This window comes from Streptococcus gallolyticus subsp. gallolyticus DSM 16831, from assembly GCF_002000985.1.
Taxonomy (GTDB): Bacteria; Bacillota; Bacilli; order Lactobacillales; family Streptococcaceae; genus Streptococcus; species Streptococcus gallolyticus.
Genome location: NZ_CP018822.1, coordinates 1,707,957 through 1,727,996, shown reverse-complemented (window position 1 = coordinate 1,727,996; position 20,040 = coordinate 1,707,957). Strand labels below are relative to the sequence as shown.

The 20,040-nt window shown below is 37.9% G+C and carries 20 protein-coding genes and 1 tRNA gene; all 21 read left to right on the top strand.

Annotation, left to right across the window (positions count from 1 at the left end; all coding sequences use genetic code 11):
• The first annotated feature begins 21 nt into the window (after nucleotides 1-21).
• The 21 genes from add (at nucleotide 22) to hisA (ending at nucleotide 20,038) form a co-directional block, all read left to right on the top strand.
• The gene (gene add / locus BTR42_RS08610; RefSeq protein WP_077497337.1) at nucleotides 22-1,041 is read left to right on the top strand and encodes an adenosine deaminase; all 1,020 of its coding nucleotides are present in this window, start codon (nucleotides 22-24) and stop codon (nucleotides 1,039-1,041) included.
• Nucleotides 1,042-1,082: 41 nt separating this feature from the next.
• On the top strand, nucleotides 1,083-1,526 hold the full coding sequence (locus BTR42_RS08605; protein WP_009854575.1) for a flavodoxin: 444 nt from the start codon (nucleotides 1,083-1,085) through the stop codon (nucleotides 1,524-1,526).
• A 266-nt stretch (nucleotides 1,527-1,792) separates the two neighbouring features.
• Complete coding sequence (gene sufB, locus BTR42_RS08600; RefSeq protein WP_012962201.1) at nucleotides 1,793-3,178, top strand: Fe-S cluster assembly protein SufB; 1,386 nt, start codon at nucleotides 1,793-1,795, stop codon at nucleotides 3,176-3,178.
• Nucleotides 3,179-3,275: 97 nt separating this feature from the next.
• Nucleotides 3,276-3,968: a TVP38/TMEM64 family protein gene (locus BTR42_RS08595; protein WP_077497336.1), complete on the top strand. Its 693-nt coding sequence runs from the start codon at nucleotides 3,276-3,278 to the stop codon at nucleotides 3,966-3,968.
• 40 nt (nucleotides 3,969-4,008) lie between these two features.
• On the top strand, nucleotides 4,009-4,287 hold the full coding sequence (locus BTR42_RS08590; RefSeq protein WP_009854572.1) for a chorismate mutase: 279 nt from the start codon (nucleotides 4,009-4,011) through the stop codon (nucleotides 4,285-4,287).
• Between the two features lie 13 nt (nucleotides 4,288-4,300).
• A complete protein-coding gene (locus tag BTR42_RS08585) occupies nucleotides 4,301-5,521 on the top strand; it encodes a chloride channel protein (protein ID WP_077497334.1) in 1,221 nt (406 codons plus the stop codon).
• 210 nt (nucleotides 5,522-5,731) lie between these two features.
• Nucleotides 5,732-6,079 carry a 50S ribosomal protein L19 gene (gene rplS / locus BTR42_RS08580; RefSeq protein ID WP_012962198.1) on the top strand — a complete coding sequence of 116 codons (348 nt, stop codon included), beginning with the start codon at nucleotides 5,732-5,734 and terminating at the stop codon, nucleotides 6,077-6,079.
• 57 nt (nucleotides 6,080-6,136) lie between these two features.
• Nucleotides 6,137-6,208, top strand: a tRNA-Arg gene (locus tag BTR42_RS08575).
• Between the two features lie 242 nt (nucleotides 6,209-6,450).
• Entirely contained in the window at nucleotides 6,451-7,662 is a 1,212-nt protein-coding gene (locus tag BTR42_RS08570; RefSeq protein WP_009854569.1) for an FtsW/RodA/SpoVE family cell cycle protein, read from the top strand.
• Nucleotides 7,663-7,763: 101 nt separating this feature from the next.
• Complete coding sequence (locus BTR42_RS08565; protein WP_009854568.1) at nucleotides 7,764-8,324, top strand: HAD-IA family hydrolase; 561 nt, start codon at nucleotides 7,764-7,766, stop codon at nucleotides 8,322-8,324.
• A complete protein-coding gene (gene gyrB, locus BTR42_RS08560) occupies nucleotides 8,325-10,277 on the top strand; it encodes a DNA topoisomerase (ATP-hydrolyzing) subunit B (RefSeq protein WP_039695491.1) in 1,953 nt (650 codons plus the stop codon).
• Between the two features lie 105 nt (nucleotides 10,278-10,382).
• The gene (gene ezrA, locus BTR42_RS08555) at nucleotides 10,383-12,107 is read left to right on the top strand and encodes a septation ring formation regulator EzrA (protein WP_009854566.1); all 1,725 of its coding nucleotides are present in this window, start codon (nucleotides 10,383-10,385) and stop codon (nucleotides 12,105-12,107) included.
• Between the two features lie 80 nt (nucleotides 12,108-12,187).
• The gene (locus BTR42_RS08550; protein WP_077497332.1) at nucleotides 12,188-12,865 is read left to right on the top strand and encodes a 5'-methylthioadenosine/S-adenosylhomocysteine nucleosidase; all 678 of its coding nucleotides are present in this window, start codon (nucleotides 12,188-12,190) and stop codon (nucleotides 12,863-12,865) included.
• 492 nt (nucleotides 12,866-13,357) lie between these two features.
• Complete coding sequence (gene hisC / locus BTR42_RS08545) at nucleotides 13,358-14,416, top strand: histidinol-phosphate transaminase (RefSeq protein WP_077497330.1); 1,059 nt, start codon at nucleotides 13,358-13,360, stop codon at nucleotides 14,414-14,416.
• A gap of 26 nt (nucleotides 14,417-14,442) precedes the next feature.
• Complete coding sequence (locus BTR42_RS08540) at nucleotides 14,443-15,411, top strand: ATP phosphoribosyltransferase regulatory subunit (protein ID WP_012962193.1); 969 nt, start codon at nucleotides 14,443-14,445, stop codon at nucleotides 15,409-15,411.
• Nucleotides 15,411-16,058 (top strand): ATP phosphoribosyltransferase, encoded by a 648-nt coding sequence (gene hisG, locus BTR42_RS08535; RefSeq protein ID WP_003065624.1) that lies wholly within the window; start codon nucleotides 15,411-15,413, stop codon nucleotides 16,056-16,058. Before BTR42_RS08540 ends, hisG begins: the two co-directional genes overlap by 1 nt.
• Nucleotides 16,055-17,332, top strand: coding sequence for a histidinol dehydrogenase (gene hisD / locus BTR42_RS08530; protein WP_009854561.1), 1,278 nt, complete (start codon nucleotides 16,055-16,057; stop codon nucleotides 17,330-17,332). The genes hisG and hisD overlap by 4 nt, the downstream gene beginning before the upstream one ends.
• Nucleotides 17,325-17,969, top strand: coding sequence for a phosphoserine phosphatase SerB (gene serB / locus BTR42_RS08525; protein WP_003065617.1), 645 nt, complete (start codon nucleotides 17,325-17,327; stop codon nucleotides 17,967-17,969). The genes hisD and serB overlap by 8 nt, the downstream gene beginning before the upstream one ends.
• Before the next feature lie 34 nt (nucleotides 17,970-18,003).
• On the top strand, nucleotides 18,004-18,588 hold the full coding sequence (gene hisB / locus BTR42_RS08520; RefSeq protein ID WP_043878583.1) for an imidazoleglycerol-phosphate dehydratase HisB: 585 nt from the start codon (nucleotides 18,004-18,006) through the stop codon (nucleotides 18,586-18,588).
• A gap of 70 nt (nucleotides 18,589-18,658) precedes the next feature.
• A complete protein-coding gene (hisH, locus tag BTR42_RS08515) occupies nucleotides 18,659-19,267 on the top strand; it encodes an imidazole glycerol phosphate synthase subunit HisH (protein WP_003065613.1) in 609 nt (202 codons plus the stop codon).
• Nucleotides 19,268-19,318: 51 nt separating this feature from the next.
• Entirely contained in the window at nucleotides 19,319-20,038 is a 720-nt protein-coding gene (hisA, locus tag BTR42_RS08510; protein WP_009854559.1) for a 1-(5-phosphoribosyl)-5-[(5-phosphoribosylamino)methylideneamino]imidazole-4-carboxamide isomerase, read from the top strand.
• Nucleotides 20,039-20,040: the final 2 nt, after the last annotated feature.

Sequence of the window (20,040 nt, the reverse complement as noted above, 5' to 3'; positions counted from 1 at the left end):
AAATTTATTAAGGAGGCTAACTTGGATAAAACAACATTAAAGGATTTAGCAAAAGCAGAATTACATTGTCATTTGGATGGTTCTATCTCGCTGGAGGTCATTCGTCAATTGGCAGAAATGGCAAATATAGTGGTGCCAGTGTCAGATAAAGAGCTGAAACAATTGGTGGTTGCGCCAGAAAATGCAGAATCTTTAATGGATTATCTCAAAACTTTTGATTTTGTTCGTCCACTTTTACAGACCAAAGAAGCGCTACATTTGGCAGCTTATGACGTTGCAAGACAAGCAGCGCAAGAAAACGTAATTTATACTGAAATTCGTTTTGCGCCTGAATTGTCAATGGATGAGGGCTTGAGTGCTTCTGAGACGGTAGAAGCAGTGCTTGCTGGGCTCAAGCAAGCTGAAGAAGAATTTGGCATTGTCGCTAAAGTGCTCGTCTGTGGCATGAAGCAGTCGCCAAAAGAAGTGACGCGAGATATTTTTGAACATGTTGTTGAGTTAGCTGAAAAAGGTTTGGTTGGTTTTGATTTCGCGGGAAATGAATTGGACTTTCCACCTGCTCAATTGGCCGATTTGATTAAAGAAACACAAGCGCTAGGACTTCCAATGACTTTTCATGCTGGAGAATGTGGCTGTGCGCATTATATTGCAGACTCTATCGCCCTTGATATTAAGCGCATCGGGCATAGTACAGCTATTTACAATCAGCCTGAATTAATTCAAGAGTTCATCGAAAAGGGTGTTACAGCAGAGCTATGTTTAACAAGTAATTTACAGACAAAAGCCGCTAAATCATTGGATGAATTTCCATTTCTAGCTTTAAAAAATGCTGGCGCTAAAATTACGATTAATACGGATAACCGAACAGTTTCTGATACCAATTTAACCAAAGAATATGCTCTTTTTGTCAAACACTTTGGGGTAAGCGTAGCTGATTTTCTAGCCTTTAATAAAAATGCTATCCAAGCTTCTTTCACAAATGAAGCCCAAAAAGCTGAATTATTATCAAAAATAGACAATTTATATGAAACATTTCTGTAAAAATATGCTACAATAGTGGTAATTTATGTTTGGAGGAAACTATGGCTTTAGTTAAGATTGTCTATGCCAGCATGACAGGAAACACTGAAGAAATTGCTGACATTGTAGGAAATAAATTTGAAGAACTTGGACACACTGTCGAAGTTGACGAATGCACAACTGTTGATGCAGCTGATTTTGAAGATGCTGATGTTGCTATCGTAGCATCATACACTTATGGCGACGGTGAATTGCCAGACGAAATCGTTGATTTCTACGAAGATCTTGCCGACGTTGATTTGTCAGATAAAATCTTTGGTGTTGTTGGTTCTGGTGATACTTTCTACGATTATTTCTGTAAAGCAGTTGATGAATTTGAAGCTCAATTTGCATTAACTGGTGCTACAAAAGGTGCTGATTCTATCAAGGTTGATTTGTCAGCTGATGATGAAGATATTCAAAAATTGGAAGCTTTTGCAGAAACAATTTCTGAAAAAGTAAATTAATCAAAAAGAGGTTCAACCTCTTTTTTTGTTGCCTAAATGCTGATAAAAGTTATTTTTATGTTAAAAAGCTGTATTTTAATACTTTTTATGTGAAAATCTTTGCCAAAGAAGGTATAATAATTAAAATAGCAAGGCTTTGATATTACTGAATTTTGAAGCGTTTTGCAGCAATTTAAGTAATTTTCTCTCTTTGCAGAGTTTGACTGATAAAGAAAGTTTTAGTTGGTCATATAAGGACGAAGTCTTGTTTAGAAATGAGGTTTTATATGGCAAAAAATAGAGAATACGATTACGGTTTTCACGATGATGTCAATCCGACCTATTCCACAGGTAAGGGGTTGACAGAGGAAATCGTACGCAATATATCAAAGGTGAAAAATGAGCCTGATTGGATGCTTGAGTATCGCTTAAAAAGTTTGGAGCTGTTCCATAAACTCCCAATGCCTGATTGGGGTCCGGACCTTTCTGGAATTGATTTTGATGATGTCATTTATTTTCAAAAGTTATCCGACCGTCGTGCCAATAACTGGGATGATGTTCCTGACAAAATCAAGCAAACCTTTGAACGTCTTGGAATTCCAGAAGCGGAACGCCAATTTTTGTCAGGTGCAGTAGCACAGTATGAATCTGAAGTGGTTTACCACAATATGAAAGATGAATTCAAGAAGCAAGGCATTATCTTTACAGATACAGACACAGCCTTGCAAGAATACCCTGACCTTTTCAAAAAATATTTTGGGAAAATCGTCTCTAATAGCGAGCATAAATTCGCTGCTTTAAACGGTGCTGTTTGGTCAGGTGGAACCTTTATTTACGTTCCTAAGGGCGTGCAATGTGAAATTCCTGTTCAAACCTATTTCCGCATTAATGGTGAAAACGCTGGGCAATTCGAACGTAGTTTGATTATCGTAGATGAGGGTGCTTCTATTCAATACATCGAAGGCTGTACTGCGCCAAATTACACAACCAATAGTCTGCATGCGGCAACGGTTGAAATTATCGTTAAACGTGATGCAAGTTTCCGCTACACAACCATTCAAAACTGGTCTGACAATGTCTATAATCTTGTTACCGAACGTGGAACAGTTGAAGAAAATGGTATGTTAGAATGGATTGACGGTAACCTTGGAAGTAAGGTTAACATGAAATACCCATGTTCTATCTTAAACGGACCACACGCCCGAACATCAGTTCTGTCTATGGCATTTGCAAATTATGGACAACATCTGGATGCGGGTTGTAAGGTATATCACAATGCTCCACACACCTCTTCAACCTTGATTTCTAAATCAGTTGCCAAAGACGGTGGTAAGACAGATTATCGTGGTTCTGTTTATTTTGGCAAAAATAGCGGTGGCTCAAAATCCCACATTGAATGTGATACGATTCTCATGGATGATTTATCAAGTTCAGATACAATTCCATTCAATGAAATTCACAATTCAAATGTGGCTTTGGAACATGAAGCTAAAGTTTCCAAAGTATCTGAGGATCAGTTGTACTACATGATGAGCCGAGGTATTTCAGAAGAAGAAGCAACAGCAATGATTGTCAACGGCTTTATGGAGCCAATTACGAAAGAATTACCAATGGAATACGCTGTTGAATTAAACAGTCTGATTACCATGAGCATGGAAGGTTCAGTTGGTTAATCAAATAAGATGCCTTAATCATTTTAGCTAACATGTTCAAAAAGCCTTCTACACTCATCTTGTCAAGTGAAAAAGTTTTCTTTATAATGGTAGCGGTATGAAAAAATTTAAGTACGGGTACGATGACCTACGCAAGATTTTAATAACGATTGGTGTTATTGCGGTAGTTAGCTATTTTGTGATTTATGTGATCGGGCATTGGGACATTATTGTCACTTTTTTGCAATCACGCTCTCAAGCTGAAATGAAAGCTATTCTGTCGCAATTGCGCTCAAAAACAATCCTCAATTTTGTTATTTTAATTTTGTTAACGGCGGTTACGGCTGCCATTCCATTTATGTCTAATGCTATCTTTGCGATATTTAACGGTGTTGTTTATGGTCCTGGTATCGGATTTTTGATGAACGTTTTTAGCAATATTTTGGGAAATTTTGTTTTTATCAAGATTCTTAAAATGATTGACATCACAGATAGTGAGAAAAAATTGAAAAATCGATTTGCTGGTATTGACGCACTTGAAAATACAGATTTTGGAATTATTTTAGGCTATATGATACCGATTATGCCAACGATTCTTGTCAATTATCATGTCGCTGAAACCAAGCTTTCTTGGCGTAAATGGCTTCTCTATATAACCATTGGAGTGACTCCGAGCAGTTTCGTTTACGCGCTTGGTGGTGATGCGGTTGTTGCAGGTAATTTTAAACGTATCGTAGTGCTTTTGGTTATTGTTGCTGTTGTTTATTTAGTCGTTACTTATTTGAAGCGAAGAGGTAAAAAGAAAGCATAATATAAAAGTGAGCTATTAGTTTAGAAAGGGCATCTTATTGATGAATTTAGATACTATCCGTCAGGAAATTGATCACGTTGATCAGGAGTTGGTCGCTTTATTGGAAAAACGCATGCAGTTGGTTAATCAAGTTGTTGCTTATAAGAAGGCTACAGGAAAACCTATTTTAGATACTAGCCGTGAAGACGCAGTGCTTCAAAAGGCGGCAAGTCGTGTCGAAGATAAAGCGTTTGAACAAACGATTGTTAACACATTTGCAGATATCATGAAAAATTCACGTGACTACCAAGCAAAACAACTCGATAATGATTTAGCTTGAGAGGTGCGAGAAGATGATAAAGAAACTGAAAGACAATGAAGATTATTCTTATCTGCTCTTGCTAAAATTAGTGCTAGTTAGCATTGTTATCGGGCTTTTGGTTGGTTTTGTTGATACCGTATTTGGTCGCGTGTTACTTTTTCTTAGCGATTTTCGAACAGAGCATTTCAACTATCTTATCCCATTTTTAGGAATTGTTGGGCTTTTAATTGTTTTTCTTTATCAAAAGGCAGATGAGCGAGCAAGCAAAGGAATGGGCTTAGTTTTTGCGGTTGGTCAAAGCCAAGAAAAGGAAATTCCGCTTATTTTGGTTCCTCTAGTCACTTTGGCAACATGGTTGACACACCTTTTTGGAGGTAGTGCTGGACGAGAAGGCGTAGCGGTTCAACTAGGGGCGGCGATTGCTCATGGTTTTAGCCGTTTCTTTGATTTTGAAAATAACTCGCGCCTTTTTCTGGTTACAGGTATGGCAGCTGGTTTTGCAGGGCTTTTCCAAACGCCCATAGCAGCCGTGTTCTTTGCATTAGAGATTTTGGTGCTTGGCAAATTGCAATTACAAGCTTTGCTTCCGATGACTGTCGCTTCTTTTGTAGCAAGTGCGACTTCACACTCATTGGGATTGGAAAAATTTTCTCACCTAGTGAGTGCAGATTTGACACTTGATGTGATGACTTTTTGCAAATTAGCTGTACTAGGCATTATCTTTGGCTTGGTTGGAAATCTTTTTGCAAAATTGTTGGCTATTGCTAAAGAAAAAGCTAAAGATGTCATGGATAATCCTTATTACCGTATTCTATTTGGTGGTATCTTATTAAGTCTGATTTTTTTGATATGCTATCATGGACGTTATTCAGGTTTGGGAACAAATTTGATTGAAGCAAGCTTTGCAGGCAAAGAAATTTATCTCTACGATTGGTTACTCAAATTGCTTTTAACGGTAGCGACTTTGGCTATCGGTTTTCAAGGTGGCGAAGTGACACCACTCTTTGCGATTGGTGCATCTCTTGGAGTTGTTTTGGCAAATCTTTTTGGCTTGCCTGTTGAATTTGTCGCTGCAGCTGGTTATATCAGCGTATTTGGTAGTGCAACCAATACACTTATAGCCCCTATTTTTATTGGTGGTGAAGTATTTGGCTTTGCTAATTTACCATATTTTGTTGTGGTTATGATTTTTGCTTACAGCGTTAATCGAAAACATTCTATCTACGGCGGACAAGAAGTTCTGACATTTTAAATGATTTATCAGCAGAGTTTGGGTAATGACTAAACTCTGCTTTTAAAATTAAGTATTTTTTATTAAAAATTCATCAAAAAAGTTGCGAGATATGGCTTTACACCACCAATGTTTTTTGTTAAAATATGAAGAGTGTGTAATGGACACACAAAAATACGGCTAATCCGCTGGGACAAGCACCTAATGATTAGTAAGATAGGAGAAAAAATAATGAATCCATTAATCCAAAGTTTGACTGAAAGTCAATTACGTACTGACATCCCTACATTCCACCCTGGTGATACTGTTCGTGTTCACGCAAAAGTTGTTGAAGGAAGCCGCGAACGTGTCCAAGTTTTCGAAGGTGTGGTTATTTCACGTAAAGGTCAAGGGATCTCAGAAATGTACACAGTTCGTAAAATTTCAAGTGGTATCGGTGTTGAACGTACATTCCCACTTCACACTCCACGTGTAGAAAAAATCGAAGTTGTTCGTCATGGTAAAGTACGTCGTGCTAAACTTTACTACTTGCGTGCATTACAAGGTAAAGCTGCTCGTATTAAAGAAATCCGTCGTTAATTTTGACGATAACTATTCGACGATAAAAATCTGTCCTTGTGACAGATTTTTTCATAGCTCCCCTTAGTTCAATGGATATAACAACTCCCTCCTAAGGAGTAGTTGCTGGTTCGATTCCGGCAGGGGAGATAGAACTATATTAAAAAAGCCTTGATTTTAGGGGCTTTTTTGATTTACAGAGCAGATAACCCTTGAATTATTTCGTCTTTTTTTCAAATCTTTCTTACAAGAATCAGTTGGTAATTTATTGAAAATAGAAAGTATAGCTTTTTAGTTTTTGCTGAAAATTTATTTTATTTTCACAAGCTTTTTTCCTCAATTTTGATTAAAAAATGATATAATTATTTTTGATCAGAAACGAAGGAAGTACAATGGCGAGAAAAAAATATTCTATTGATAGTCGGATTGATTATTCTGTAATTTTACCTGTCTTTTTCCTTTTGTTAATTGGCTTGGTGGCAATCTATATCGCAACCATAAATGATTACCCAAGCACAATTGCAAAAGTGATGACACAACAAGTGATTTGGATACTTTTAGGGTGCGGTGTGGCGTTTGTTGTCATGCTATTTAGCACCGAATTTTTATGGAAAATAACGCCGTTCCTATACGGTCTTGGATTGATATTAATGGTGCTGCCGCTCATCTTTTATAGTCCAGAGTTGGTTGAGTCAACAGGGGCGAAAAACTGGGTTACAATCGGTTCGGTAACGTTATTTCAGCCCTCGGAATTTATGAAAGTGTCCTATATTTTGATGCTTGCCAGATGTTCCATTTGGTTTCGCCAAAAGTTCAAGGAAGATTCTTTGAAAAATGACTGGAAACTCCTTGGAATTTTTGCGCTTATTACCTTACCTGTGATGGTGCTACTAGGGCTTCAAAAAGACTTAGGAACAGCAATGGTTTTCTCAGCGATTTTAGCTGGTTTGATTTTATTATCAGGGATTTCGTGGTGGATTATCCTTCCAGTTGTTATTATCGTTGCTCTTGCATTTGGTGGTTTCATGTTAATTTTCCTTTTGCCAAATGGGAAAGAATTCCTTTATGGTTTGGGAATGGATACTTACCAAATTAATCGTATTTCAGCTTGGCTAGACCCGTTTTCATATGCTAAAACGATTGCCTACCAACAAACACAAGGAATGATTTCTATTGGTAGTGGTGGTCTTACTGGTAAAGGGTTCAATGTTGTTGATTTATCAGTGCCAGTTCGTGAGAGTGATATGATTTTCACCGTTATTGCTGAAGATTTTGGTTTTATTGGTAGTGCTGTTGTCATGGGATTGTATCTTTTGTTGATTTATCGTATGATTCGTGTAACTTTTGAATCAAATAACCGTTTCTATACTTACATTTCAACTGGTTTCATCATGATGATTTTGTTCCATATTTTTGAAAATATCGGAGCAGCAATTGGTATTTTGCCGTTAACGGGTATTCCTTTACCATTTATCTCACAAGGTGGCTCATCGTTGATTACCAATTTGATTTGTGTCGGTCTGATTTTATCAATGAGTTATCAAAACAACCTACACCGTGAACAAGAAATTACAGAACATTTTAAAAGAAGTGACCGTTATTAATAAAAGTTGAGCGTTAGCTCGACTTTTTTCTTATATACTAACATGTAAATTGATACAGTATAGACTATAAAAAAACTTAAAAATATGATATAATAGGGCGTATGAATTACCATGATTATATCTGGGATTTGGGTGGAACGTTGCTTGATAATTATGAAATGTCTGCTCAAGCTTTCGTGAAAACTTTAGCGGAATTTGGACAATCTGCCTCGCATGATGAGGTTTATAACAAGCTAAAAGAGTCCACGGATGCTGCTATTGCACAATTTATCCCAAACGAACCTCAATTTTTAAAGGCGTACAAAAAATTGGAAGCCGAATATTTGAAAACGCCAGTTTTATTTGCAGGAGCGCATGACGTTTTGCAGGCAATTGTTGCAAGTGGCGGGCGAAATTTTTTAGTATCGCATCGTAACAAACAAGTCCTTGATATTTTAGAAAAAACTAATTTGTTGTCTTATTTTACGGAAGTAGTCACTTCAGAAAATGGCTTTTCTCGTAAACCGAGCCCAGAATCGATGTTGTATTTGAAGGAAAAATATGACATTAAAGAAGCACTGGTAATTGGAGATCGTGAGATTGATAGGAAGGCAGGTCAAGCTGCTGGCTTTGACACGTTATTAGTTGATGGAAAAAAATCCTTAATGGAGATAGTGAAGTAAATGACGGAAGAAAATAAAAATTTAGCAGAATTAGCGAAAGAGTATGACGCCAGTCAGATTCAAGTCTTAGAAGGGCTTGAAGCTGTTCGAATGCGTCCAGGTATGTACATTGGTTCAACGTCCAAAGAAGGCTTGCACCATTTGGTATGGGAAATTGTCGATAACTCTATCGATGAAGCATTAGCTGGTTTTGCGACTCATATTGAAGTTTTTATTGAAAAAGATGATTCGATTACAGTTGTCGATGACGGGCGTGGTATTCCTGTTGATATTCAAGAAAAAACAGGTCGTCCCGCCGTTGAAACAGTCTTTACGGTTTTACACGCTGGAGGTAAATTCGGCGGTGGCGGCTACAAGGTTTCAGGTGGTTTGCACGGTGTAGGGTCATCTGTTGTTAACGCACTTTCAACACAATTAGATGTCTCTGTTCACCGTAACGGTAAAATTCACTATCAAGAGTACCGTCGTGGACACGTTGTTAGTGATTTAGCTGTTATTGGTGATACTGACCGTCATGGAACGACTGTTCACTTTACTCCAGACCCAGAGATTTTCACAGAAACAACGGTTTTTGATTTTGATAAATTAGCCAAACGTATCCAAGAATTAGCCTTTTTGAACCGTGGCTTGCGTATTTCAATTACTGATAAACGTGAAGGAATTGAGCAAGAAAAACATTACCATTACGAAGGTGGTATTTCAAGCTACGTTGAATTTATCAACGAAAATAAAGAAGTTATTTTTGAAAATCCAATCTATACTGATGGTGAATTAGACGGCATTTCTGTTGAAGTAGCCATGCAATATACAACTAGTTACCATGAAACAGTGATGAGTTTCGCCAATAACATTCACACGCATGAAGGTGGTACGCACGAACAGGGTTTCCGTACAGCTCTAACACGTGTGATTAATGACTATGCTCGTCAGAATAAATTGCTAAAAGAAAAAGATGACAATTTAACTGGTGAGGATGTTCGTGAAGGGTTGACGGCAGTTATTTCTGTTAAACACCCAAATCCTCAATTTGAGGGACAAACGAAAACAAAACTTGGAAATTCCGAAGTTGTTAAAATTACGAATCGTTTGTTTAGCGAGGCTTTCAGCCGTTTCTTATTAGAAAATCCACAGATTGCTAAGAAAATCGTTGAAAAAGGTATTCTGGCATCTAAAGCTCGTATCGCTGCTAAACGTGCACGCGAGGTAACACGTAAAAAATCAGGACTGGAAATTTCAAATCTTCCTGGTAAATTGGCTGACTGTTCTTCAAATGATGCAACTATGAATGAACTGTTCATCGTCGAAGGGGACTCTGCGGGTGGTTCTGCTAAATCAGGACGTGACCGTGAGCACCAAGCAATCTTACCAATTCGTGGTAAAATCTTGAACGTTGAAAAAGCTAGCATGGATAAAATTCTTGCTAACGAAGAAATTCGTAGTTTATTTACAGCTATGGGAACAGGTTTTGGTGCTGAATTTGATGTCTCAAAAGCGCGTTATCATAAGCTTGTTATCATGACTGATGCCGATGTTGACGGAGCTCATATTCGTACCCTGTTGTTAACGCTGATTTACCGCTTCATGCGTCCTGTTTTGGAAGCAGGGTATGTTTACATTGCTCAACCACCGATTTATGGTGTCAAAGTTGGTAGTGAAATTAAAGAGTACATTCAACCAGGTGCTAATCAAGAAATTGAATTGCAAGAAGCTATGGCACGTCATAGTGTTGGACGTTCAAAACCAACGGTTCAACGTTACAAAGGGCTTGGAGAAATGGACGATCACCAGCTTTGGGAAACAACAATGGATCCAGAGAATCGCTTAATGGCGAGAGTTTCTGTTGATGATGCCGCTGAAGCAGATAAGATTTTTGATATGCTTATGGGAGATAGGGTAGAACCGCGTCGCGAGTTCATCGAAGAAAATGCGGTTTACAGTACGCTTGATATTTAATAAGAATATTGACGAAAAATTACTGCATACAATCTCTAAGTATGTTATAATCGTAATGTTATAGCTATTTTTTACGATAAAAAGACAATTTATAAGGAGTTTTAAATGTCGAGCGGAATTATATTACTGCTTGTAGCAATAGTTTTATTAGTAATTGTTGCTTACCTAGTTGGCGTTATTGTACGCAAGCGAAATGATTCATTGATTGCAAGCTTAGAAGAAAGAAAACAATCATTATTTGGTTTACCTGTTAATGAAGAAGTCGAGGCTGTTAAAAATCTTCATCTTATCGGGCAAAGTCAGACAACATTTCGTGAATGGAATCAAAAATGGGTTGACCTTTCTTTAAATTCTTTTTCGGATATTGAAAATCATATTTTTGAAGCTGAAAATCTAAATGATAGTTTTAAATTCATCAGAGCAAAACACGAAATTGATAATGTCGAAAGCCAATTAAATTTAGTTGAAGAGGACATTAATTCGATTCGTGAGGCACTTTCTGTCTTGAAAGAACAAGAAGAAAAAAATAGTGCTCGTGTTAAACACGCTTTGGATTTGTATGAAACATTACAAGCTTCTATCTCAGAAAAAGAGGACAATTTTGGCTCTACAATGTCTGAGATTGAAAAACAATTGAAAAACATTGAAGCTGAATTTTCTCAATTTGTAACGCTTAACTCAACTGGTGACCCTGTTGAAGCGTCTGAAGTGCTTGACCGTGCAGAAGAACACACTATCGCACTTGGTCAAATTTCAGAACAAATTCCAGCGATTGTTGCAAAATTAGAAGATGATTTCCCAGACCAACTTGATGATTTAGAGCAAGGTTATCGCCGTTTGCTTGAACAAAATTATCATTTTGCTGAAAAGAATATTGAAACACGTTTCCAAGAAGTTCGTGATTCTATTCGTGCCAATTCTTCTGAACTTGTTACATTGGATTTGGACCGTGCTCGTGATGAAAATGAGCACATTCAAGAGAAAATCGATTCATTGTATGAATTGTTTGAACGCGAAATTGCTGCTCATAAGGCTGCGCTTAAAGATAGCAAGATTATTCCTGACTATTTGGCTCATGCTAAGGCAAATAATGAACAACTTGCTCATGAAATTAAGCGTCTATCTCACAAGTACATCTTGAATGATAGTGAAAGTCTTAGCCTTCGTTCATTTACTAAAAACTTGGAAGAGATTGAAACAGAAGTATTGCCAATCGTTGTTGCTTTTGAGACACAAGACAAGCCATTCTCTGAATTACAAGTGACTTTTGACAGAACCTTAAAAACATTGGCTGCTGTCGAAGAAGGGCAAATGGAAGTCTTTGAACAAGTTAAGAATATCGAAGAAATTGAGACGGTTGCTCGTCAAAGCTTGGAACAATATATTAATCGTTTGCATATGATTAAACGTTATATGGAAAAACGTAATTTGCCAGGTATTCCACAAGATTTCTTGAGCGCATTTTTCACAACAAGTTCACAATTGGAAGTGTTAATTGATGAACTTAGTCGTGGGCGTATCGATATTGAAGCTGTGTCTCGTTTAACAGATGTTGCGACATCAGCTATTGCAAATCTTGAAAATGCAACTTATCAAGTGGTTCAAAATGCGACATTGACAGAACAATTGTTGCAATACTCAAATCGTTATCGTAGTTTTGAACCAAGTGTACAAAGTAGTTTTGAACACGCTTTGAAATTATTTGAAGTTGATAATGACTATCAAGCATCATTTGATGAAATTTCATATGCACTTGAAACGGTTGAACCAGGTGTAACAGATCGTTTCGTATCATCGTACGAAAAAACACGTGAACAAATTCGTTTTTAAAACGACTGTGTTGACTGATACAATATAAAGGTTTGGAAAAATTGCCAAACCTTTTTTGATAACTAAAATGAGGAGTGATAATGAAAAAGATTGGTATGGTAGTGGCTGTTGAAATACAGTCAGTCATGAGAAAATACGCTGATAATCTCAAAAGAGAAGATGTCAGAGGATTTAAAGTTTATTCGGTTACATTTGATGATAAAATTTTATATATTACACAGTCAAGTGCAGGAGAAATCAGAGCTGCTGCTTGTACGCAATTATTAATTAGCTTTTTTGATGTCGATTTAATTGTTAATTATGGTGTGGTCGGCGCTCTTACGGAAGAATTAAAGGTAACCAATATTTGTTTGGTTGAAAAGGTGGTTCATTATGATATGGATACCTCAGCTGCTGACCATTGCGAAGTTGGACGTTATTTGGAATATCAAGATATCTATTTGCCAACAACGACGAAGTATGTGCAGTTGGTGAAAAATCATCATCCTTTTATTCGTCCAGTTATTTGTGCTTCTGGTGATAAATTTATTGCTGATGAGACAAAGAAACGTGCCTTAAATCATGACTTTAAGGCTGATATTTGTGATATGGAAAGTGCAGCAATTGTCTTGATTTGTGACCAGAATAACATTCCAAATCTTATCCTTAAAACGGTTTCGGACAGTATAACGGGTGGTGCGGCAGAATTTCGTTCATCTATTGAAAAAGCTGCAGATATTTGTCTAGAAATTTTAGACGATATTCTGAAAGAACTATAATTAATCAGAGATTCTTTGAAATTAGCCGACGGCATAAAGCAAGTTTGAACTTAAAAATGCAAATTGAGGAACTTAAAAGAAGCATCAAAAAAGACTTTTTTAACCTAAATCAGCTAAATTTTGCTGATTTTTTTGTATAAATATAAAAATCTTGATTTTAAGCTTGCTATTTTCAGAATTTTCTTGTAGAATATTTTTAAATATAAAAGTGTTGATAGAAAAAGCCTGAGACAACAGACAGAGAGTGCTTGGTGGTGAGAAAAGCGTGCAATCCTTGGGCGACACATTCTTGAGCGCGTGTGCGAACTCAGCTGATAGAGCTGACAGTAGTGCACGACGGGTGGTTCCACGTTACGGAGCAGAAGTCATGTACTTCATGAGAACAGTCTAGGCGACTGGCTGTTGAATCAGAGGTGGAACCACGTTTTTAACGTCCTTGCAATTTTTTTGCGAGGGCGTTTTTTGAATATCAGAAATAGAAAGGGCGTTATTATGACAACTATTAAAGGATTGAGAGATATTGAATCTTATGTAGCTGGTAGCCAGCCAAGCGGTGAAAATTTAATAAAATTGAATACAAATGAAAATGCTTATGGACCAAGTCCAAAAGTAGCAGAAGTGTTTTCAAATTTTGACGTTCATCAATTGCGGAAGTATTCAACTTTGGACCAAGAATCACTACGTGTTGTGCTTGCTAAGCAACATGGTCTTGATCCAAGTCAAATCATTGTTGGTAATGGATCAGATGATGTTTTGTCTATGGCATTTCTTGCATTTTTTAATAGTGATGAGCCTGTTCTATTTCCTGATTTGACTTATGGTTTTTACAAAGTCTGGGCTGATTTGTACCGCATTAATTACCATGAAGTGCCGTTAACTAGCGATTTTGAGATTGATGGTAATGATTATATTGTTGATAATGGTGGTGTTGTTCTGACGAATCCAAATGCACCGACGGGCATTTACAAATCTTTAGAGGCTATTGAGGCGATTATCAAGGCTAATCAAGATGTGGTGGTTATTATTGACGAAGCATATATTAACTTTGGTGGTGAAACAGCTCTGCCATTGCTCAAAAAATATGACAATGTCTTTATTACACGAACATTTTCAAAAGATGCTTCGCTTGCTGGTTTGCGAGTTGGCTATGGTATGGGAAGTCCAAAATTAATGTCGGTTATTAATGCCGTTAAAAATTCGGTCAATCCTTACAATGTTGATTTAATTGCTGAGAAATTAGCTGTGGCGGCTGTTGAATCATGGGATTATTACGAAGATACGTGTCAAAAAATTATAGCGACAAGAGATTGGTTTACTAAGGAATTACGAGACCTTGACTTCTCAGTTTTAGAATCAAAGACCAACTTTGTCTTAGTGGAATGTCCTCAAAATGATGCAGCAAACTTATTTGATTATTTGCAAGCTAAGAATATCTATGTTCGTTATTTCCCGAAAGTTGAACGTATCAAAAATCATTTGCGAATTTCAATCGGAACGCAGGCTGAAATGGAACAAGTGATTGAAGCGATTAAAGAATATCAGAAAGCCTAATTTTAATGATGTTAGGAGTTGACAAGATGAAAAAAACAACATTACCTGTGGGAATGCATGATAAGTTATTTAAACGTGCGCGTGTTACCTACAAAATAGAACGTGATATCAGTGATTTCTTGATGAGTCAGGGATTCAATCGAATTGAAACACCGACCTTGGAACATTTTGAAGTCTTTAGTGATACGATTACGAAAAATAATTACAATTTCTTTGATAAAAGTGGTGAATTGCTGACGCTTCGTCCTGATATTACCAGTCAGATTGGACGTGTCATTGCTTCGACGCAAGTTGAAACGCCGATTAAATTCTCCTATTCGGGCAAGGTCTTCAAATACAACGAAGAAATGCGTGGTTTGATGAATGAGCACACGCAAGCTGGTGTTGAGATTGTTGGTTTTCCAGCTAAGGAAGCTGTTTTTGAGGCAATCCAATCAGCCAAGGAAGCTCTTGATAGAGCGGATATTCCGTCTTATCAATTTGAATTTTCACATGCTGCGATTTTACAAACCATTTTTGAGACTTTGGCTTTGCCACAAGCAGTTGAAGAAACTTTGGCACAAGCGATTAAAGATAAAAATATCACTCAGTTAAATGAATTTACCAAAAAATATCCGAGTGAATTTGATGAGTTTTTGAAAAATTTGCCTTATCTTTTTGGAGAAAGTCATCAAGTTTTAGAGAGTGCGCGTGAACTTGTCAAGAATCAAGCGATTTTGGCTGCTTTGACAGATTTGGAAAACTTGCTTAATCAAGTATCTGAAATTTTACCAAAGAGCAACATTGATTTGGCACAAATTCCGACAATGCCGTATTATACTGGCGTGATGTTCAAAGTCTTTGGAGATAAGGTGCCAGACGCTTTTGCCTCAGGTGGGCGTTACGATAAACTTTTTGAACGTTTTGGGGCTAAAAAATTGACTGCGGTCGGTTGGGCAGTAGATATTGATGCCGTTTACCAAGCTGTACATGATAATTTAGAAGGAGGTGCCTAATGGAAAATCAAATTACGATTGCTTTAACCAAGGGACGTATTGAAAAAGATACGGTGAAACTTCTGGAAAAAGCGGGTTTTGACATGACGTTTATGGAAAATAAGGGACGTAATCTTATTTTTGAAAGCCCAGATAAAAAATTCCGTTTTTTGCTCGTCAAGGCACCTGATGTGACAACGTATGTGCGCCATGGTGTGGCTGACCTTGGTGTGGTTGGAAAGGACTTGTTGATTGAGCACCCAACAGGCTATCTTGAAATGCTTGATTTGAATTTTGGTTTATGTAAATTCTCAGTAGCTTCAACGGATTCTTATGACCCACATGACCATAAACGAAAACGAATTGCCACAAAATACCCAACCATTGCGACCGATTATTTTAATAAAAAAGGAGAAGATGTCGAAATCATTTCAATTCAAGGAAGTGTTGAGATTGCTCCTGTTATTGGTTTAGCGGACGCTATTGTTGATATTGTTGAGACTGGAAATACGCTAGTTGCTAACGGTCTTAAAGTTTATGAAGATATTTGCCGCATTTCAGCGCGATTGATTGTGAACAAAGCGGCTTTGAAAAATAATCCTGAAATCATGCCATTTATCCAAAAATTGGAAAGTATCGTTGGAAATGAGGAGGTAGCTTTTAAATGAAACGTTTAACAGGAACGACAGAAGAAATTTCAAAAATTCTCTACCAAGAACAATTAGAATTAAGCAAAGAAAATCTTGATGTTGATGATGCGGTTCGTCAAATTTTAGAAGATGTCAAAGAAAATGGTGATAAAGCACTTAAAGCCTATTCAGAAAAATTTGACAAGATTACGCTTGATAATTTTGAAGTTGGCAAGGAGTTGGTTGACCAAGCGTTTGAGGAAATTGATGCCGAGGTTTTGGAAGCTCTCAAAAATGCCAAAGCGAATATTGAAAGTTATCACAAGCAACAGTTGGAAAAAGGATTTGAGGACCAACCAACTGAAGGCGTTGTTCGTGGGCAATTGATTCGTCCGATTGAGCGTGTTGGGGTTTATGTCCCAGGTGGAACTGCTGCTTATCCGTCATCTGTTTTGATGAATGTCATTCCAGCTAAGATTGCTGGTGTTAAAGAAATTATCATGATTACACCGCCACAAGCGCATTTCGAACCTGCGATTTTGGTGGCTGCTTCGTTAGCTGGTGTTGATAAGATTTATCAAGTTGGTGGGGCTCAAGGTGTTGCTGCTTTGGCATATGGTACAGAAACGATTCCTCGTGTTGATAAGATTACTGGACCAGGAAATATTTTTGTTGCGACAGCTAAAAAACTTGTTTACGGTATTGTTGGTATTGATATGATTGCAGGTCCGTCTGAAATTGGTGTGATCGCAGATGACACAGCCAATCCAAAATACGTTGCAGCAGATTTGCTCTCACAAGCTGAGCATGATGTGCGTGCGCGTGCGATTTTGGTGACAAATTCAGCAGCGTTAGCGGATGCGGTTGAAAAGGAAATCGAAGAACAACTTAAAACCTTGCCACGTGAAGAAATTGCGCGTGCTTCTGTTGAAAATAATGGTCGTATCATCATTGCAGATTCTGTTGAGGCAATGTTTGAATTGATGAACCAAGTGGCGCCAGAACATTTGGAAATTGCTATGGATAATGCTTATGATTATCTTGATGCGATTGAAAATGCGGGTTCTGTTTTCCTTGGGCATTTTACGAGTGAACCAATCGGTGATTATTACGCAGGGGCAAATCATATTTTGCCAACAACTAGCACAAGCCGTTTCTCATCAGCGCTAGGTGTGCATGATTTTGTCAAACGTATCCAGTATATGCAATATTCAAAAATTGCTGTGAATGCAGCTAGTCACGATATTACAACACTTGCTTATGCTGAAGGATTACAAGCTCATGCTAGAGCTATTGAGGTGCGTCATGACTAAGGTAAATGGATTATTGGTAATGGATGTGGACTCTACCCTCATTCAAGAAGAAGGAATTGATTTATTGGGTGAAGAAGCGGGTGTTGGTGAGAAGATTGCTGACATTACTGCGCGTGCCATGAATGGTGAACTTGATTTTAAACAAGCGTTAGATGAACGTGTCGGTTTGTTGAAGGGCTTGCCAGAAAGCATTTTTGATAAGGTGCTTGCGCGCATGCATTTTACAAATGGTGCTGAAAAATTAGTGGCAGAATTGCATCGTCGTGGTTATAAAGTGGCTGTTGTGTCAGGCGGTTTCCATGAAACGGTTGATGTGTTGGCAAAACGTATCGGACTTGATTATGTCAAGGCTAACCGTTTAGAAGTTAAAGACGGTGTTTTGACAGGCAAGGTTCTTGGCGAGGTCGTCACTAAAGACGTCAAGAAAGCTAGCTTGATTGAGTGGGCAGCTGAAAATGGCTTAGAATTAAGTCAAACCATTGCTATGGGAGATGGTGCTAATGATTTACCAATGATTAAAACAGCTGGTATTGGTATCGCTTTTTGTGCTAAGCCAGTTGTACGAAAAGAAGCGCCTTACCAAATCAACGAAGCAGATTTGTACAAAGTCATTGATATTTTAGATGGTAAAAACTAGTGACGTTACTTGCACAGAAAGAAAAGGATATTTTATGAGACAAGCAGAGATTGAACGTAATACCTTTGAAACAAAGATTAAGTTGAGCCTTAATTTAGATGCTCAAGAACCAGTAGAGATTGATACTGGTGTTGGTTTTTTTGACCATATGTTGACCCTTTTTGCAAGACATAGCCGTATTTCCCTTGTAGTAAAAGCAGATGGTGATTTGCATGTTGATAGTCACCATACGGTTGAAGATGTGGGAATTGTTTTAGGACAAGCTTTGAAAGAAGCCCTTGGCGATAAGGCTGGCATCAATCGTTATGGTACAGCTTTTGTTCCCATGGATGAAACGCTTGGTATGGCAAGTCTTGATTTATCAGGGCGTAGCTACCTTGTTTTTGATTGTGAGTTTGATAATCCAAAACTTGGCAATTTTGATACAGAATTGGTTGAAGAATTTTTCCAAGCCTTGGCATTTAATGTTCAAATGAATTTGCATTTGAAGATTTTACACGGAAAAAATAATCACCATAAATCAGAAAGTCTTTTTAAGGCAACTGGTCGTGCTCTTCGCGAAGCGATTACCATTAACCCTGAAATCCATGGTGTTAATTCAACAAAAGGATTGCTTTAAAATACAGAGAAAGGAAATCAGCCGTGACACGTCTCATTTAGTAGTGTGTGGAAGGCTTGAGAGCTGAGATATGATAATTGTGATTGATTATGATGCAGGTAATACTGCTAATGTGTTAAGAGCTTTACAGAAAATCGGTGTTCAGGCTGAATTGTCTAGTAATCGAGACAAGATTTTAGCTGCGGACGGTCTGATTTTGCCAGGGGTTGGTGCTTATCCTGCTGCCATGGCTGAGTTACAACAGCGTGGCTTGGTTTCTGCTATCAAGGAAGCAGTAGCTAAGGGAACGCCGTTACTGGGTATTTGTTTAGGAATGCAGGTCTTGACAGAGATTGGCTTGGAACACCAAGAAACACAAGGACTTGGCTTTATCCCAGGTGTTTGTCGTGAAATTCAAGCAACTAAGACTATGCCTGTTCCGCATATGGGATGGAATGATTTGACAGTGAAACAAGATAGTCCGTTAACAGCAGGGCTTGCTGGCAAATCCGTTTATTTTGTGCATAGCTATTTTACAGATGTTCCGAAAGAATACATTGATGTGACTGCTGATTATGGTATTGAAGTACCAGCCATGATTCACAAGGATAATGTTTACGGAGCGCAATTCCACCCTGAAAAATCAGGTGACGTCGGTTTAGGAATTCTTGAAAAATTTATTGCCCTTTGTGGTGACTAAGAATGATTTTAAGTTGCTTAGAGTAGCGTTTTATAAAGAAAAGGAGTTTATATGCAGATTCTTCCAGCGATTGATATTAAAGAAGGACAGGCAGTTCGTCTTTTTAAAGGTGATTTCAACCAAAAAACGGTTGTTAATCCAGATGTGCTTGGACAAGCAAAAATCTTTGCGCAAGCTGGTATTGAATTTATTCACGTTGTTGATTTGGACGGAGCGCTTGATGGGCGAGCAACGAATCGCGATTTAATTGCCAAGTTGAAGCAAGAATCAGGGCTTGGTGTCGAAGTTGGTGGCGGTATTCGTACCCTTGAGCAAATTGAAGATTACCTAGCGGTTGGCATTGACCGTGTGATTATCGGGTCTATGGCAGTGAAAAATCCAGATTTTGTCAAGGCAGCTTTAGATAAATTTGGTAGTGATAAAATTGTGGTTGGTATTGATGCTAAAAATGGTTTTGTGGCAACTGAAGGTTGGTTAGAAACGAGTAACGTTGACTACATCAGCTTAGCTAAAGCCATGGAGAAAATGGGGGTGACCCTATTTGTCTATACAGATGTTGACCGTGATGGCACGCTAACAGGACCAAATTTTGAACATTATGAACGTTTGGTGGCTGAGTTAACGACAGCTAAAGTTATTGCTTCTGGCGGCATTGCTGAGAAGAATGATTTGGTGAAATTGCAAGAAATTGGTGTTGCTGGGACAATCGTTGGTAAAGCTTATTACAACGGCAATATTAGCCTTGACGAATTGAAAGCTTTTGGAGGATAGCT